We start from the raw sequence: 16,287 nt of genomic DNA on the forward strand, positions 1-16,287 counted from the left end.
TCTTGTATGCATCAGCTGAATGTTCAACTTGATGTACTTTCACGTCTTACAAGGTTTGGTGTAAGAACTACCGTGCTTGAAACAGATGCCTTTTCCTTGACCGCCTGTACAATAAGGGATGCAGCTTGTCTTGCAACATCTGATCTTGGCTGATGAATCGTAGTGAGTGACGGGGTGCAGTATGCACACCACTCAATATCGTCATATCCAACTACTGCAATATCATCGGGGATGGAGTATCCAAGTTCCAGGAGAGCCTTGCATACACCGAAAGCCATGATGTCAGTAACAACAAACAGCCCTTTGCAATGGGGAAGCCGTTCCTTGTGTTCCATGATGTACCGGTAGGCAGTCTCGAATGACTCATCCTCTGCAAGCCACACATGGCTGTTATCCGATTGCATTGCCTTGAGAAACCCTTCCGTACGGACTGCGTATTGCTGCCGGTCATGCGAAAGCACAAACAGCTGTTCCTTAGGAGCGTTTCGCAATGCCTCATAGGCTAGGGCCCCGCCATATTCGTTATGAATCAGAATTCTTGCGCAGCCGTCTGCATTCAGAGTGGGATTTGGGTTGATCAACACAATATTTTGTGTGGATTGCTGCAATGCTAAGACTGCGTCTCGGTTGAGCTCGTATCCTAAGACGATGATGCCGTCAACTTTTTTTTCCCTGATGAGTCGAGTCATCTCAGACAGATCTTCCCCGACGGTGTCGTAGCCATTTACGATACAGTCGAATCGATACTCATGCAATGCCGCTCGAATAGATTGGATCAACTCAGAGGTATACTGTGAGCCAATTCTACGTAGCGTTGAGTAAGGGTACAGGACAGCGATTGTCATCCTGATTCCTGTTGCCAGGCTCTTCGCGCTTGCATCCAACTCGTATCCCAAATCCTTGGCAACCTGCTTGATTCGCTGCTTTGTCTTTTCTGCAACCAGCGGACTGTCATTCAATGCTCTAGAAACGGTTGTATGGCTTATTCCTGTTCTTTGGGCTATTTCCCTGATGTTCATATACGCTCCTATATCATGGGGGAGGGAATTCCTTCCCGTTCAATGGACTCTGTTGTTGCCTGTACAAGGGCCAGGGATAGCAACCCATCCTCCGCTCTTGCGCATCCCAAAGCCTCCAGGTTTTTTCCGTCAAAATAGGATCGAATATCTCGTATCAGTTGAATATCTGCTCCATAATGGCTGCTGGAGAAATGTTCTCCCTTTGTGTCGTAAATGATGTGTGTCTCATTGTTCGGACCTTTTCCCAGCGCATGGACGGTTACATTTCCCGTTTCACGCTCGAGGATGATCCTTCCCCGTGAGCCTACCAGCTCCATGGTTTCCTGGTCATATGCATGGGGTCCATAGATTGCCCAAAAAAGATTAGCTTTGACCCCATTGTCGAATACATAGGTTGCGATAGCATGGTCGATGATGTCACTCCCTGGGCGATACACACACATATCAGCAATATCCCGCTCCTGTGTAGCATATTTCCAAGAATGTTGGTTAAGAACGTGTGTACCTTCATGATCATCCTGGTCATTTGCCATCCGCCTGTATGGACAGACTTCATCATTGCAAAAGAGGCATCTAAGCGGAGCATCTTTTCTCGGTTGGAAGATGGTGCTTCTTCCGCCTACCGCGGTTACAAAACGGCAGGAAGCTGAAGGGCCAACCATCCATCTGAAAACGTCCAGCAGATGGGAAGCCTTGTCATTGAGAGCTCCTCCGGAATATGCATTCTTCCGGTGCCACATCTGGAAGTATCGTGTATACGGAATGACTGAGTGGATCTGGATCATCTGCAGGATGCCGATGGTAGAAGCATCCAACAGCTCTTTTGCCTTACGCCAGGATGATTCATACCGACGCGTGAATCCCATGATGATTGGTCTACCCGCATCCTTTTCTGAGGCTACTATTGCTTTTGCATCCTCCATGGTTACCGCAATGGGTTTGTCCAGGTACACCATCTTCCCTGATTCGACGGCGTAAACAGCTGGTAGCCGATGTTGGTCGGTATGTGTGGTGATCAGTACGCAATTGACAGAGGGTAAGTCGATGAGTTCTTTGTAGTCAGTGGTGCCGATAATGGAGTCTCCCCAATCAAGGTTCTGTGATCGACACTGCTGCTGAAGATAGCGTTTTGCATCTTCAATACGCTTCTCATTGACATCGCAAATTGCAGTAATCTGGATGTGCAACTCCCTTGACAACTCAACAATTCTGGTTCCTAATACGTAGCAACCTCTTTCACCAGATCCAATAATACCAATTTTTAGAAGGTTCATGCTTTACCTCATTACTCAATGCAACCGGTAACATTTTGTTGTAAACATAACACTGAATCATTCGTACCTTTAAAATGCAACCGGTAAACATAGTATTTGGGCAAGTCCTGTATTTGTCAAGGGTTTTTTTATAAAGCTGTATTTTCATGCTTTGCATCCACAGATATATAGCTCTATTTATTTGTAGAGATATATTTTATGTGAATTGAGGAAAGTGCTAGCTGCTCCGGAGTATGCTCTCCATCTGCCTTCCCTTGGCCAACTCATCAATGAGCTTGTCAAGGTATCTGATTTCCCTCATGAGCGGTTCTTCAATTTGTACACCGCAGACTTTTCCGGTTATCATTCTTCTGAGTGGATTTTTCTTAGGGCTTTCGTCAATAAATGCTTCGAAGTTCTTCTCTTGTTTTGAGGCTTTTTTAAGGATGCATCATCATACCACCAATAGATGATTTGACTTCTGCTTTTGCAACATACATCGGATATACACGTGAAAAGCTCATGGTATATATACGAGGTTGTGCCATATTGATATATCTCCTCCTGACCAAACCAGTACACAGTCGTAATCAGTATACTGGTTTGGTACTCATTGAACTATTCCGTTTCCTTGGGTATTTTCAACAAGCGAGCGTTGACGGCAACAATCACCGTGGAGAGAGTCATGAGAATTGCTCCTACTTCCGGTTGCAAGACAAATCCTACAGAGTACAGAACTCCTGCAGCCAAGGGGATAGCCAATAGGTTATATGCTGTGGCCCAGACCAAGTTCTGGATCATCTTCCGGTATGTGACCTTCCCAAAACGGATGAGTGTAACAATATCCCTGGGATTCGAGTGCACCAGAATGATGTCTGCAGTGGATGCAGCTACATCGGTTCCAGACCCTATTGCAATACCCACATTGGCTTGGGCAAGAGCAGGGGAGTCATTGACACCGTCTCCTGTCATTGCCACGAACAAGCCTTTATTCTGCAGCTCCTTGATCTTCGATTGCTTTTCGTCCGGCAACACTTCCGCGAAATAGCCGTCCATTCCCAACTCCTTGGAAACGGCGCGAGCGGTTGCTTCATTGTCCCCGGTGAGCATCCAGCAGGTAATACCCATCTTTTGCAAGGATGAGATCGCCTTGTATGACTGTTCTCGAATTGTATCGCTAAGTGTGATAGAACCGATGAGTTTCTCATCAGAAAGGACGAATACTCGGGTGACAGCCTTCTCGTCGTCACTTGGAGGCACTTCAATTCCAATCTCTCTGACATGAGATGGGCTGGCTACCAATATCTTGCTTCCTTTTATGGTACCGCTTATGCCCTTTCCCTGTATTGCCTTAGCGTCTTCTACAGGAACAAGCTCGATGGATTGTTCCTTTGCGTATGCAACGATGCTTTTCCCGATAGGGTGTTCAGAGTAGGTTTCCAGAGATGCTGCAAGCTGCACAATGTCCTTCTCTGGCTTCTGTGAAGTGACATCAGTAACCGTGAAGGTACCTTCTGTCAGGGTTCCCGTCTTATCGAATACGATGGCATTGATGTTCCGTGCTTGTTCGAAAGCTGTTCTGTTCTGTATGAGTAGTCCATTCTGAGCAGATTTTGCAGTAGATACCGATACCACAAGAGGGATAGCCAACCCCAGCGCATGAGGACACGTGATGATCATGACGGTGGCCATTCGCGTAATGGCAAATTGTACGTCAAATCCAACAAGCAGCCAGGTGACCAAGGTAACAATACCAACTGTAAGAGCGCCAATGGTCAGGTATTTTGCAGCTCGATCACTGAGTTTTTGTGTTTTTGATTTCGCTTCCTGTGCACTTTGCACCATCTGGATGATCTTTGAGAGATAGGCGTTTTCTCCGACACCTTCAACTTCCAAAGTGAAGCTTCCATCCCCGTTGATCGATCCACCGATGAGTTTGTCTCCCTGTTTGCGATGGACAGGACGGGATTCGCCAGTCAGCATTGACTCATCAACATAACTTTCGCCTTCTGTAATGTGCCCGTCTGCTGGAATTTTTTCTCCAGGTTTTACTACTAAAAAATCACCATCTTGTATTTGTTCAGAGGGGATGTCTTGAATAACGTCACCCTCTTTCTTGTGTGCTGTTGAGGGCATAAGCCGAGCTAATTTTTCGAGAGCAGCTGAAGCGCCTACTACACTCGCCATCTCTATCCAGTGTCCGGCTAACATGATGGCTATCAAGGTTGCCAACTCCCAATAGAAGGGCATTCCAGGCAGACCAAATGTGACGGCTGTGCTGTACCCATAGGCAACGGTGATGGCCATGCCTATGAGGGTCATCATTCCAGGGTTTTTGTCTTTGAGTTCCTGTACCAACCCGGAAAGGAAGGGCCAGCCTCCGACGAAATAGAGAATCGTAGCCAAAACAAAAACAACATACCCAGCACCGGGAAACGTCCAATCGATCCCAATGATATTTTGCACTAACGGGGTGAGTGCAAGGATGGGCAAGGTGAGCACAAGGCTGAAATAAAACCGGTTCCGGAAATCCTTAATCATCATGCGGTGATGTTCTGTGTGATTCATGATACCTCCTCACAGTAGTTCTCTAACTTATCCCAAGTAACCCTTTAGCTTTCGGTTGAAAACGTCAACAGCAGGTATTGTACTATGACTCCATAGAGCAACTGTCCTGCAGCGAATTGTTTGCATCCTTAGGGATCTCTCTACAAATTGGGATCTCTGTCTATCATTAAGATACCCCCCAGGGGTATAAGTGTCAAGGAGGTATGTGTTAGTTCCTGATATTTATGACATGATTCCAATGCATGAAGATACTCGCATTCCTATGCTGCGTATAGCCTGCTTTGCTTGATCGGTATAGCTCTTCAGGATGAAGAAGCCCGTAAGCTAAGAAGACGGTCCAATCTACATTTACTCCTCTACGACAGGCACTTCCAGAATTGCAATCAAATCCTCTGGTTCCAAGCGGAAAGGGGATCCCTTTCCCTCATAGAACCCATGATCCCCAATAAAGTGGATGTGCAGGTCGGTAAAGACAATGGTTCTATCCAGCTTCTTATTTCTCACCGTGGTGTTGGCTTTCCCGTACATGCCCTTTCCTCCAAATGGGGAGGGGAGCATACCCCGTACCGTCTCCACCTTCACCTCAAAATCCTCATCAACAGTAATGAATTCACCCAGTCCGGAAAGGCCTCTCTGACGGAAGTATTCCATCCGGTCTGCAATCGCCTGGTGCGTGGTATGGTGCTTTCTGACTGTAAGGTTGTCGCTCTCCAGAATATCAACGAGTTTGCGTTTATCATCTCCCAGAAATCCATGGAGGGTGATGACACCTTTTTGCATCTGTTGCTGTATCTTGTCAAATTCAACGGTTTGTTTCATCATCAGCTCCTTGTTATGAGAATTTATCGTAGAAGATGTTCTCTGGAAGGACACCCACTTCATCCAAGACCTTGATACAAGCGTCGATCATACCTGGGCTGCCACAGAGGTATGCTTCACTGTTCGCCCCTTCACTTACCATCCTCCGTACCACATCGGTGATGAGGCCGACCTCCCCATCCCAATTATCTTCCTCTTGAGGTTCACTGAGCGCAGGGATGAATGAGAAATTCGGCATCTTCTCTTCCAATGCACGCATTTCATCAAGCAAGAACAGGTCACGCTTTGAGCGAGCTCCAAAGAAGTATGATGCCTTTCGTGAGATACCTTTTTTCTCCATATCAAGCAACATTGATTTGATCGGAGCCATACCCGACCCACCAGCAATGAAAATGATGTTCTTATCGGTATCCCTAAGAAAGAACTCACCATACGGCCCATTGATAATGATCTCATCACCTTCCTTCAGATGCTTATGTACGTAGGTGGTGCAGATACCATTCGGGACAAGACGAATTTCCAACTCCACATGGTTTTTATCATCAGGAGAGGATGCCATTGAATAGGCACGATAGACTCTTTCATCGGTTAGCTCATACTCAGGGACCTCGAATTGGATGTATTGGCCAGCCTTGGGTGTAATCTCAGTTGGGTCTTTCAAGCGGAGTCTCACTTCCTTGATGTCATGGGTAAGGTCTCTTATGCTCTCCACAACGGTCTTGAACTCCTTCACCAAGAAGAGTTCTTCAGGGATGACAATGGCTACATCCTGTTTCACCTTGAACTGGCAGGATAGCCTCACGTTTCTTTGCTTTTCCTCATCGGATATCCAGGGGAGTTCTGTGGGAAGATACTCTCCACCTCCTGAGACCACCCGTACTTTGCACATTCCACAAGAACCACGCCCCCCGCAGGCTGATGGAATGAAGACACCTTCCTGGCTGAGGGCTTTGAGCAACGGCTGTCCACCTTGGACTTCCAACTCCTTCGAACCATCATTGATGGAGATTTTTACCACCCCATAGTTACCTATGGTGGCATCCGCGATTACCAGCAAGATGGCCAAGAAGACCGAGACGAGGCTGATGATCCCAATACTGATCAGTAGTGTTACAACCATCTGTTCCCCCTTAGGATAGAGCGATCATGCCGGAGAAGCCCATGAATGCCATGGCCATGAATCCTGCAATTACCAAGGCGATTCCTGGACCTTCCAATCCTGGGGGTATTTTGGCATTCTTCAGTTTCTGTCTGATGCCTGCCATTGCGATGATGGCGATGAACCATCCGATTCCGCTTCCCAGTCCAAAGAAGAAGGAGGTAAGTAGTGTATACTCCCTAATGACCATGAAGAGACTTACTCCCAGGATTGCACAGTTTACCGTTATCAGTGGGAGGAAGATGCCCAGTGATTGATACAGTGGTTCGCTGTATCGCTCCAGCGTCATCTCAGTAAGTTGCACGAAGGCTGCTATGACAATGATGAACACGATGAACCTGAGGTATTCCAATCCAAAGGGAATGAGTAGGTACTGGTATACAATCCAGTTCAGAGGAGTGGTCGTTGCCATCACAAAGATGACCGCCATTCCAAGACCTGTTGAGGTCTTCAGTTCCTTTGAGACAGAAAGGAAGGAACACATTCCGAGGTAGTTGGTAAGCAGGATATTCCCGGTAAAGATTGAGGCGAAGAATACGGAAAAGGGCAATAATGAATCAGTCATTCTTGGCCTCCTTCATGAATTTTTCTCGAATGATCCAGATGATGATTGCGAGGACGAAGAATCCTCCAGGCGGCATGATCATGATGGACCAGTTTGTCCACCAAGACCCCAGGATCTGGTAGCCCCACAGACTGCCGGTTCCCAGCAACTCTCGTACGAAGGCGATTGCAAGCAACACATACGCGTATCCCAGACCAGATGCCAATCCATCGACCAGGGAGAGCATTGGTTTGTTCTGTAATGCAAAAGCCTCAATCCTCCCCATGATGATACAGTTGGTGATGATCAATCCGACATAGGGGCCGAGTTGCTTCCACATCTCCGGGTAAAAGGCCTTCAATACGATATCCACGATGATTACGAAGGTTGCAATGACCATGGTCTCCACCATCATTCGGATGCGTGAAGGAATGTGGTTTCTAAGCAGTGAAATGGTCAAGCTGGAGAGCGCTGTAGTGAACATTACTCCCAAGACCATGACCATGGTGTTCTGCAACTTGTTCGTTACTGCCAATGTAGAGCAGATGCCAAGAATCTGGACAAACACAGGGTTGTTCTTCCCCAGTGGTTCCATAAACGTTTTTCGTAGTAGTTTATTGGCCATTCTACTCACCTCCAATTATGCGCTTTGCATCGTCTGCTGCGCGGTTTGTTAGATTCCTGAAATATTCTGAAGTGCGGGTAGCCCCAGTAATGGCATCAACCTCAGTAGCTGCATCCGCTGTACCTTCTTCGACCAGTGTAAAGGGGGCTTGTTTCCCTCTGAACTGTTCGGTAAACCAAGGTTCTTCAATGCGAGCCCCCAGACCAGGGGTTTCATTTTGGCTTACAATGGCGATACCGGAGAAGGTACTCAGGTCTTCTTCAAATCCTGCCATGATGGTAATGGCACCCCAGAGTCCCGGGCCTTCCACGGGGATGATATAGCGCTTGCCGTTCTCGCTATCTGCGACGTAGTACCCGTCCTTTTCCTCTATCTTGCTCTGATACGCTTCCTCAATTCCTTCAGTAGTATTCTCAAAGTCAACACCACCGGCGTTCAGGATTGCCCGTCTGGTAAATGAGCGTTCGTTGGTAATTGCCTTGTCTTGGGTTGCAAGATGCAAGCCAGAGGTGAGTAGGATGCAGAAAAACGTGACTGCAAACATGAATAGGAGCGGATAAATACGCTCGCTATAAAAGGTTCTTTTTGCTTTCATGCTTTCCCTCCTTCTGCTTTCTTGAGCTTTTTCTTGGCTTTAGCACCTTTGATAAGTGTATCGAGCAGAGGAGCAAACATGTTGGCAAGAAGAATGGCAAATGTAACACCTTCATCCCAAGTGGAGAAGGTGCGTATCAAAACAGTGAGTATGCCAAAAAACGCTCCGTAGATCCATCTTCCTGCATTTGTTGTCTGGGAAGATGAGACAGGGTCTGTAATCATGAAGAATGCAGCAAAGAGAAAGCTACCGCTCAGAAGGGCTGTAAGGGGGTCAGAAACGCCTTTCAATCCACTCTCTGTTGCTATTTGCAGTCCAGTTGCCCAGAAGATACTCTGCAGCAGCAGAAACGAGGTAAGGGAGGCGACCACAATCTTCCAGTTTGCGGCCTTTTTGAACATAATGTAGAGTCCGCCAAGCAGGATGAGAATGGCACTGGTTTCCCCAAAACTTCCGCTGGTTAATCCAAGGAAGAGCTCAAACAACGAAGCATCTCCAGTTACCAAAGGAGTAGCGGCTGAAACACTGTCCGCTTGGCTCATCCAAGAACCAAAACCAGCAGGGAACCAGCCTCCTTGTGTAGCATTACCGACGAAGGCTGCTGTCATGGGGACCCCGAAACTGATGTAGATGAATGCACGGGCAGTGATTGCAGGATTGAAAATATTTCTTCCAAATCCACCGAAAATCATCTTACCAAAGATGATGCCGAATGCAATTCCTACCGCTGCAATCCACAGTGGGATAGTAGGTGGTAGTGAAAGTGCAAAGAGGGTGCACGAGACGAACAGAGACTCGGTGATCTTAAAACCATAGCGGCGTGCCATGAGCCATTCACACAACAGTCCTGTAGCCCCAACCACCACCAAGGTGGCAATGAAACGCCAACCGAAAAAATAAATTGCAGCAAGGCAGAGTGGAGCAAGCGCATACAGAACAGTACGCATTGCTTGTTGTTTTTGAATTTTCACGGTTCCTCCTCGTTATTGAGCCTAGTATAAGGCATAATGAGGGGAAAGTAAAAAAAAATTAATGTGCTGGATTGTACTGGCGCTTAACAACATTCTTCGAAAACAGAGCCTAAAATAAACTGCCAATAAACCAAGACTGTGGCTCAGCATTGGTAAATGGAGTCTCATACGCGTATTTGGTCTTATACTGCAAGAGCACAGAAACAAGCACCCGGTTCTAACCATTGTTTCTCGTTCCTTGTATCAATCAAGGGAGTAAATGGAGCAGCGCATTCCCAAGTATACACTCCACTCTCATAGAATTTTCTTGTTCCCCTTGGAGAGGTTTATCACTGCAAAAATGGAAGTACCAAGGATGAGCAGGAATGAGATGGCATTGATCACCGGGGTGGATCCATCACGCACTTGCATGTACATGTTTATGGGTAGCGTGGCCTGTGAGCCTACGAGGAATATAGTCGTGTTGAAATTCTCGAAGGACATGAGGAAGGCCATTGCCGCCCCTCCAATAATCGAAGGCCTCAGGTACTTGAGGGTGATGAACCAAAGGACTTCCGCCTTGTTTGCTCCTAGGTTGTAAGCTGCTTCTTCCAGGGTGTGGTCAAACTTCTTTAGTCTGGCAGAAACAACCAACGCTACAATGGTAGAGATGAATGAGGATTGCCCGAGTACTACCAAAGGAAACCCGGGCCCAAGAAATGATGCATAAACATTCATGTGGTTCTCGATGAACAACCCTATGGTGTTGGAGAACATCAGGATGGAGATTCCCAGGATGACTCCAGGAATGACCAAGGGGGCTATCATGAGAAAGTAAAGTGCGTTCTTGAAACGGAAGTTCTCCTGTTCAAAGAGAAATGCCGCACAGGTACCCAGGAAGGTAGAAACGATCATGACTGCTAGTGCTACCTTGAAGGAAGTGTAAAGGCTTCTCAAGTTGGTCTGGTCATGAAAGATACCATATTTCTCCGGTCCATTGCCAAAGAACCAGTCGAGGGTGAACCCTTGCCAAGGAAGAGAAGGGTACATGGAGTCATTGAATGCAAGAACCATCGTTACCACCAGTGGGGCGAAGAGGAAGATGAAATACAGAACGATAAAGAGAGTAAAACCCCCACGATATCTCTTTGAGGAAGGTAAGCTTCTGATCATTTTACCACCTCCTTCAGGTTTTGTTTGGTTAGTTTGAGAAGAACCCAGATGATGAGCGAGGAGAGGGCCAAGAGCAGGAACCCAAAGGCGGCACCCTGATTCCAATTGAAATAGAGAATTATCTGGTTATAGATCTGTTCGGTAAACCAGAGAGAGTTCTTGCCTCCCATCAGATTCGGGGTCAAGTAGCTTCCAAGCACCAGCATGAATACGATGATTCCTCCATTGACGAGCCCAGAAGCGCAGTGGGGAATGATGATGGTTCTCCAGATGGCTGTCTTCGAGGCTCCTAAGTCATAGGCAGCTTCGATAAGAGAATTATCCAAGTCATCCATGACTCCTATGACAGGTACCACCATGAAGAGCATGCTGGTGTACACCAATCCCATAATCATGGTGATGTCATTGTAGAGCATCTCAACTGGCTCCTTGAACAGACCTATCGAAACAAAGAAATGGTTCAGTATTCCGCTCTCCCTGAGTAGGATCATCCATCCGTAGACACGGATGAGTTCACTGACCCAGAAGGGGACCAGGATGAGAATCATCAGTGCCCCACTTATCCTCTCCTTAACTATTTTAGAGATGTAGAATGAAACTGGAAGGGAAATGACCATTACGATGAAAGTAACAATGATCGAGTATCCTGCTGTACGCACAAACGTGAGCCAGTAGATGGGCTCATTGAAAAAGGCTAAATAGTTGTCCAAGGTAAATTTTCCTGTATTTGCCTTGGTAAAGGAGAGTCGTAATAGCTCAAGATGCGGGAGTACTATCAAGAGGAAAAGCCACAGAACTACAGGGAGGAAAAAGAAGAGGAAACCCCATTTGATATGTCGTCTATTCTTCATCATATAGCTTCCAATCGCTGCGCTTGAAGCAGACGGTCTTATTCATATCCCACCCAATCTGTATGCGATCCTTTGAGCGGATATAATCATACTCTCTTGTCTGAGGAAGTGCTACCACCAATTCCTCCTCAGTTCCCAATGGTTGCACCAAGAGCCGGCTGTTTCCTCCATCAAAAAGGATTGAGGTAACATCAACGGGAAGGATATGAAAGTTCTCCCTGCCATCTCCTGGGTTTATGATTACAGCCTCAGGACGTATGAAGAGATCATATTCCTCATTTTCATTGGCTGTCTCAAGCTTCTGGGCAAGTTTGAAGTCATACTGATCAGCGTATCGCGCTATGGTGTTTCCACTGGAATCAGCGTGGAGCTTTACCCGTAACTTGTTGTTGTTTCCCACAAACTGGGCGACAAACGATGACTTTGGCTTGTGGTAGAGCTCTTGGGGGGTCCCTATTTGTTCAAAGTGTCCATTGTTCATTACCGCAACCATATCACTCATGACCATAGCTTCGCTTTGGTCATGGGTAATGTAGACAAAAGTGGTTCCGACTTGGGATTGAAGGTTCTTTAATTCCACCTTCATATGTTCACGTAACTTCGCATCGAGTGCTCCCAAGGGTTCATCGAGCAAGAGTACCGTTGGTTCCATTATCAGGCATCGTGCAATTGCAATGCGTTGTTTCTGTCCACCAGAGAGTTGGCTTATCTGCTTTTTCCCTGATTCAGGCAGGCCGACTCTTTCCAACAGCTCTCTGACCTTCTTGTCGACACCAGGGCCTTTTTCCCCTCTTCGGCGTAGCCCGAATGCAATGTTTTCATGCACATTCATCATGGGAAAGAGTGCGAGATTTTGAAACACCAGGTTAACCGGTCGTTTATTCGGGGCAACTCCATCCATGTTTTTCCCATTGAAGAGGATGGTCCCGCTATCAGGTTTGTAAAATCCTGCAATCATTCGTAACAGCGTTGTCTTTCCACATCCTGAAGGACCTAAAATTGAAAAGAATTTACCATCCTCTACATCGAATGATACCTGGTTAACTGCAGTAAAATCACCAAAACGTTTGGTGATATTTTGTACTGAGAGTGCCTTATCCATAGTGTTGTTTACCTTGACAAAATGCCAATAGCTGTGGTGTAACAGCTATTGGCAATACGTTGATCAATTCTGCTAGCGAGCAGCTTTTATCTTGTCGAGCGTCTTTCCTTCCATCTCTTCGATTCCTGCTGGGACGGTAGGATACCAGTTGATGTTGGCAAGCACCTCAGGAGGGAGGCCGCGGGTGAAGTTTGCCTTGATCTCAGGATCAAGATAATTCACAGCGTCCTTGGATGCTGTTCCATAGGTTTCTCGGTTGGTGAAGAACGCAGCGTTTTCAGGCTCCAACATGAAATTGATGTATGCGTACGCCGCATCAAGGTTTTCACTCTTTGCCGGGATGGCAAAGGTATCAACCCAACCAAGCGCCCCACTGGTTGGCGCTATATAGTCAATGTTTGGGTTTTCAGCATGAAGCTTCCATCCGGCTTGCTCCCAAGCTGATGCAGCCCAGACCTCTTCAGAACGAAGCGATTGCAGAAGCTGGTCTCCATTGTCCCAATAGGTTTTTACTGAAGGCTTGCCAGCAATGAGTATTTTCTCCATTTCGTCCAGGAACTTTTGGTAGGCTACTGGGTCACTGTAGAGTGCAAATGGATCATACCCAAGGGAGAATCCCATTCCAATGAGAGTAGGTCTCTTCAAACGATAGGATACCCTTCCGGCATACTTTGGATCGAGAAGGTCTTTGAAGTCCTTTACATCTGGAGCCAACGCTTTGTTGACAACCAAACCCTCGGTTCCATACACGTGAGGGACAGCATAGGATTTCCCATCTACCAAAGTGTTTTTCTTCACTGCTTCAAGCAGGGAAGCATCAATCTGCTCGGTATTAATTCTTGCATAGTCAATGGGCTGATAGATAGCATATTGCTCAACGACCGAAGAGATGCGGTCTTGCGAGGGCTGGGCAAGGTCAAAACCACCGCCACGGGTTGCTCTGAGCTTACTGATCATTTCTTCATTGTTGCTGAGTGTCACCTCAACCTTGTAGCCGGTTTGCTCAGTGAACTTATCCAACAGTTCCTGTGGTGCATACCCTGACCATGTGATGATTCGTAGCACGGGATTCTTCGTCTCGGCTGAAGCTTGGGCAAAGAGTACACTGCCCAAAATCGTAAGGACCATGAGAACAAGGACAACTTTTTTCATACAGAATTCCTCCTTAGGAATGTAAGATGTCTTCTACTAACTCTGATCACGACTATCTCCTTCTGTAGCCATCACCTCATAAATATCGTACGTCTTGGCTACTGTAAAGTCAATTTGAATATAGGAAAGATAAATTTGTTATATATGAAGGATATGTTTGGAATCTGTGAAAACGTGAAATAAGTGATAATGCAGATAACCACGAAGAAAAACCTCTTCTGCTACGGTTGAAATTGATAAAAGCTGCGCGAGCCCCTCAAAGACAGTGTTCGTGGAAGAGTATTCTTGGGAGATGGGAATTTTTGTTTGGCGGACAGGTATCCTATTCGAGGGGGCGAATGTAGCAGCGCCTACGCTTGTGCTGTTCTGTCCTGAAGCTTTTCCATTGGGTTTGTATGTTGTCATTGTCCTCCAGCTCTGGGCCGGTCTCTGCATACTTTACTCCGTTTTCCATTGCTTTCTTAAGACCTTCATGCAAGATGATTGCATTCACTCCTCTGCCCATATATTCGGGTTTTACGGCAATGAGGTACATGTCGAGTACGTCATATTTTTTGAGGGATTGAAGAATCCTCACAAAACCAAGAGGAAACAGATGTCCATGCGATTTCTGCATTGCTTGAGAGAGGGAAGGGACCATGATACCAAAGCCAATGACTGTCCCGGTAGCATCCACAACTATATAGAGGTATTCAAGGCTCACCAAACTTAAAAACTGTTTTATGGCAAGGTTGATCTGTCCATCAGTGAGCGGACAGAACCCATAGAGATTTGCAAACGATTCATTGTACATATGGAACATTTGGTGTGCGTAGGGGAGCACTTCTTTTTTCCTTGTAAATGAGAGCAACCGGTAACCATGCCTTTTTTGTGCAATTTCGCTGATTCTCGCGATTCTTGGGTCAATCTGTTCCGGTACATAGACTTTGTATTCCACCCAGTCGGCATCTTTGGTGAATCCCAGCTGTTGCAGGTGTTCATGATAATAGGGATGGTTGTACAACGTAATGAACATCCCCAGTTGGTCGAATCCTTCTACCAGCAAACCCTGCTTATCAAGGTCTGAAAATCCAATGGGACCAATGATAGTATCCATTCCTTTTTGTTTGCCCCACGAAAAGACTTTTTTAAAAAGTAGTGTACTGACCTCGATGTCATCGATTACGTCATAGCGGGTGAATCGCATATACTTTTTCTGCTGGGCTTTGTTCAGCTTGTGGTTAATCAGGGCAGCTATGCGACCTACAACCTTCCCATCTTTTTCCGCAAGAAAAGCGACAGAATCAATATACTCGAATGCAGGATTCTTCTTTGGATTGAAGTTCCACTTTTCATCGAGTACCAAGGTAGGTACATAGTAAGGGTTGTCTTTATAGAGGTGGTTTGGAAATTCAAAGAACTGCTTCCAGTCACGTTTCGAGGAGACAGAATGTATAGTAATCATGTTGACCTCATTCTTGTATTTTTTGCTATTGTACTGTATTTCTCTGGAGTCGCAACTAATAATTATCTCAGTATTTTTACATGTCTTCAAAAAATGTATTTTTTAGATGTTCTAAAATCGGGCTCATAAAGACAAACAGTGGTAGTAAAAACAGTCTTTAGGGAAGCATGCCTGATCGGATGAGCAAGATATAGCTATGACAGAAGCAGGTGCACGCATGTGAGCTTCTCCATTGATGAAGCAAAAAACTCCACACCTCACCTTAGGTAATGAACACCCTTTTGGGACGTACCCCAAGTGCCAAGCTTGTGCTTGGAGGGGATCTTTCCCATGGGGTTTGGAGGTAGTAGTGAATAATTTGAACTCAGTATTATTGGAAGGAAACCTTGTAAGGGACCCTGAGCGTGTAGAACTCGGGGAAAATGCAAGCGAAATGACGAAGTTTTCTATCGCCGTCAACCGCTTTTTCCGTAATGCAAAGGCTGAAGCAGTGGAAGAGGTGATGTTCATCACCGTTCAGGCATGGGGCACATTGGCAAAGAACTGCCTGGACTACCTACACAAAGGTAGGGGAGTGAGGGTGGTCGGGAGACTACGCCAAGAGCGTTGGTCGGACAAGGAAGGGGCCAACCATGAACGGATTATTGTTGTTGCAGAACATGTTGAATTCAAGAAAGACCCAAATACCACGAGCAAGACAGAGGAAGTACAAGAGCTCGATGCCCTTGACCAGGAGATTGCATTCTGAGTGTATCGCACTCACGTTGATTCTTTTGCCTCCTCTTGAAAAGACAGGGGAGGCAGTACTTTATTACAGTGGCAGTCGAGGAGAAAGCGTCTCCAAAGCGTGCGCCGTCACTTCTAAAAGTGTAAACTATAGCGTAACCATATCATTTTAAAAAAATACATAAGAATCGACTATAATCGAATTTTGCTCTTGCTATATAAAAAAAATCGGTAACTGCTCAGGTATAGGTTTTTCTTCTTGAGCAATCTTTGTTTTCCCCCCATGTTTTTGCTATCGATTTTAAGC

16 protein-coding genes are annotated in these 16,287 nt (G+C 46.2%); 1 reads left to right on the top strand and 15 read right to left on the bottom strand.

Annotated elements, in window-relative coordinates; genetic code table 11:
• Window positions 1-23: 23 nt before the first annotated feature.
• The 15 genes from DYP60_RS02935 to DYP60_RS03005 form a co-directional block, all read right to left on the bottom strand.
• The gene (locus tag DYP60_RS02935) at window positions 24-1,019 is read right to left on the bottom strand and encodes a LacI family DNA-binding transcriptional regulator (protein WP_117329375.1); all 996 of its coding nucleotides are present in this window, start codon (window positions 1,017-1,019) and stop codon (window positions 24-26) included.
• Between the two features lie 8 nt (window positions 1,020-1,027).
• A complete protein-coding gene (locus tag DYP60_RS02940) occupies window positions 1,028-2,293 on the bottom strand; it encodes a Gfo/Idh/MocA family protein (RefSeq protein ID WP_117329376.1) in 1,266 nt (421 codons plus the stop codon).
• 217 nt (window positions 2,294-2,510) lie between these two features.
• Window positions 2,511-2,720 (bottom strand): DUF2200 family protein, encoded by a 210-nt coding sequence (locus tag DYP60_RS14515; protein WP_338067791.1) that lies wholly within the window; start codon window positions 2,718-2,720, stop codon window positions 2,511-2,513.
• Between the two features lie 170 nt (window positions 2,721-2,890).
• Window positions 2,891-4,840: a copper-translocating P-type ATPase gene (locus tag DYP60_RS02950; RefSeq protein ID WP_117329377.1), complete on the bottom strand. Its 1,950-nt coding sequence runs from the start codon at window positions 4,838-4,840 to the stop codon at window positions 2,891-2,893.
• 348 nt (window positions 4,841-5,188) lie between these two features.
• Window positions 5,189-5,659, bottom strand: coding sequence for a hypothetical protein (locus tag DYP60_RS02955; RefSeq protein WP_117329378.1), 471 nt, complete (start codon window positions 5,657-5,659; stop codon window positions 5,189-5,191).
• Between the two features lie 13 nt (window positions 5,660-5,672).
• Window positions 5,673-6,779, bottom strand: a complete 1,107-nt coding sequence (locus DYP60_RS02960; RefSeq protein ID WP_117329379.1) for an NADH:ubiquinone reductase (Na(+)-transporting) subunit F — start codon at window positions 6,777-6,779, stop codon at window positions 5,673-5,675.
• A 10-nt stretch (window positions 6,780-6,789) separates the two neighbouring features.
• Window positions 6,790-7,383 carry an NADH:ubiquinone reductase (Na(+)-transporting) subunit E gene (locus DYP60_RS02965; RefSeq protein ID WP_117329380.1) on the bottom strand — a complete coding sequence of 198 codons (594 nt, stop codon included), beginning with the start codon at window positions 7,381-7,383 and terminating at the stop codon, window positions 6,790-6,792.
• Window positions 7,376-7,987 (bottom strand): NADH:ubiquinone reductase (Na(+)-transporting) subunit D, encoded by a 612-nt coding sequence (locus DYP60_RS02970; protein ID WP_117329381.1) that lies wholly within the window; start codon window positions 7,985-7,987, stop codon window positions 7,376-7,378. Before DYP60_RS02970 ends, DYP60_RS02965 begins: the two co-directional genes overlap by 8 nt.
• 1 nt (window position 7,988) lies before the next feature.
• Entirely contained in the window at window positions 7,989-8,582 is a 594-nt protein-coding gene (locus DYP60_RS02975; RefSeq protein WP_117329382.1) for an FMN-binding protein, read from the bottom strand.
• On the bottom strand, window positions 8,579-9,553 hold the full coding sequence (locus tag DYP60_RS02980; protein ID WP_117329383.1) for an RnfABCDGE type electron transport complex subunit D: 975 nt from the start codon (window positions 9,551-9,553) through the stop codon (window positions 8,579-8,581). The genes DYP60_RS02975 and DYP60_RS02980 overlap by 4 nt, the downstream gene beginning before the upstream one ends.
• 294 nt (window positions 9,554-9,847) lie before the next feature.
• Complete coding sequence (locus tag DYP60_RS02985; RefSeq protein WP_117329384.1) at window positions 9,848-10,705, bottom strand: ABC transporter permease; 858 nt, start codon at window positions 10,703-10,705, stop codon at window positions 9,848-9,850.
• On the bottom strand, window positions 10,702-11,556 hold the full coding sequence (locus tag DYP60_RS02990; RefSeq protein WP_165849476.1) for an ABC transporter permease: 855 nt from the start codon (window positions 11,554-11,556) through the stop codon (window positions 10,702-10,704). The genes DYP60_RS02985 and DYP60_RS02990 overlap by 4 nt, the downstream gene beginning before the upstream one ends.
• Window positions 11,546-12,658 (bottom strand): ABC transporter ATP-binding protein, encoded by a 1,113-nt coding sequence (locus DYP60_RS02995; RefSeq protein ID WP_117329386.1) that lies wholly within the window; start codon window positions 12,656-12,658, stop codon window positions 11,546-11,548. The genes DYP60_RS02990 and DYP60_RS02995 overlap by 11 nt, the downstream gene beginning before the upstream one ends.
• Before the next feature lie 72 nt (window positions 12,659-12,730).
• A complete protein-coding gene (locus DYP60_RS03000) occupies window positions 12,731-13,810 on the bottom strand; it encodes an extracellular solute-binding protein (protein WP_117329387.1) in 1,080 nt (359 codons plus the stop codon).
• 322 nt (window positions 13,811-14,132) lie between these two features.
• On the bottom strand, window positions 14,133-15,254 hold the full coding sequence (locus DYP60_RS03005) for a GNAT family N-acetyltransferase (RefSeq protein ID WP_117329388.1): 1,122 nt from the start codon (window positions 15,252-15,254) through the stop codon (window positions 14,133-14,135).
• A 349-nt stretch (window positions 15,255-15,603) separates the two neighbouring features.
• Here DYP60_RS03005 and DYP60_RS03010 point away from each other — a divergent pair, with 349 nt between their 5' ends.
• Window positions 15,604-16,002: a single-stranded DNA-binding protein gene (locus DYP60_RS03010; protein WP_117329389.1), complete on the top strand. Its 399-nt coding sequence runs from the start codon at window positions 15,604-15,606 to the stop codon at window positions 16,000-16,002.
• Window positions 16,003-16,287 lie beyond the last annotated feature (285 nt).

Origin of the sequence: Sphaerochaeta halotolerans (assembly GCF_003429665.1) — a bacterium.
GTDB lineage: Bacteria > Spirochaetota > Spirochaetia > Sphaerochaetales > Sphaerochaetaceae > Sphaerochaeta > Sphaerochaeta halotolerans.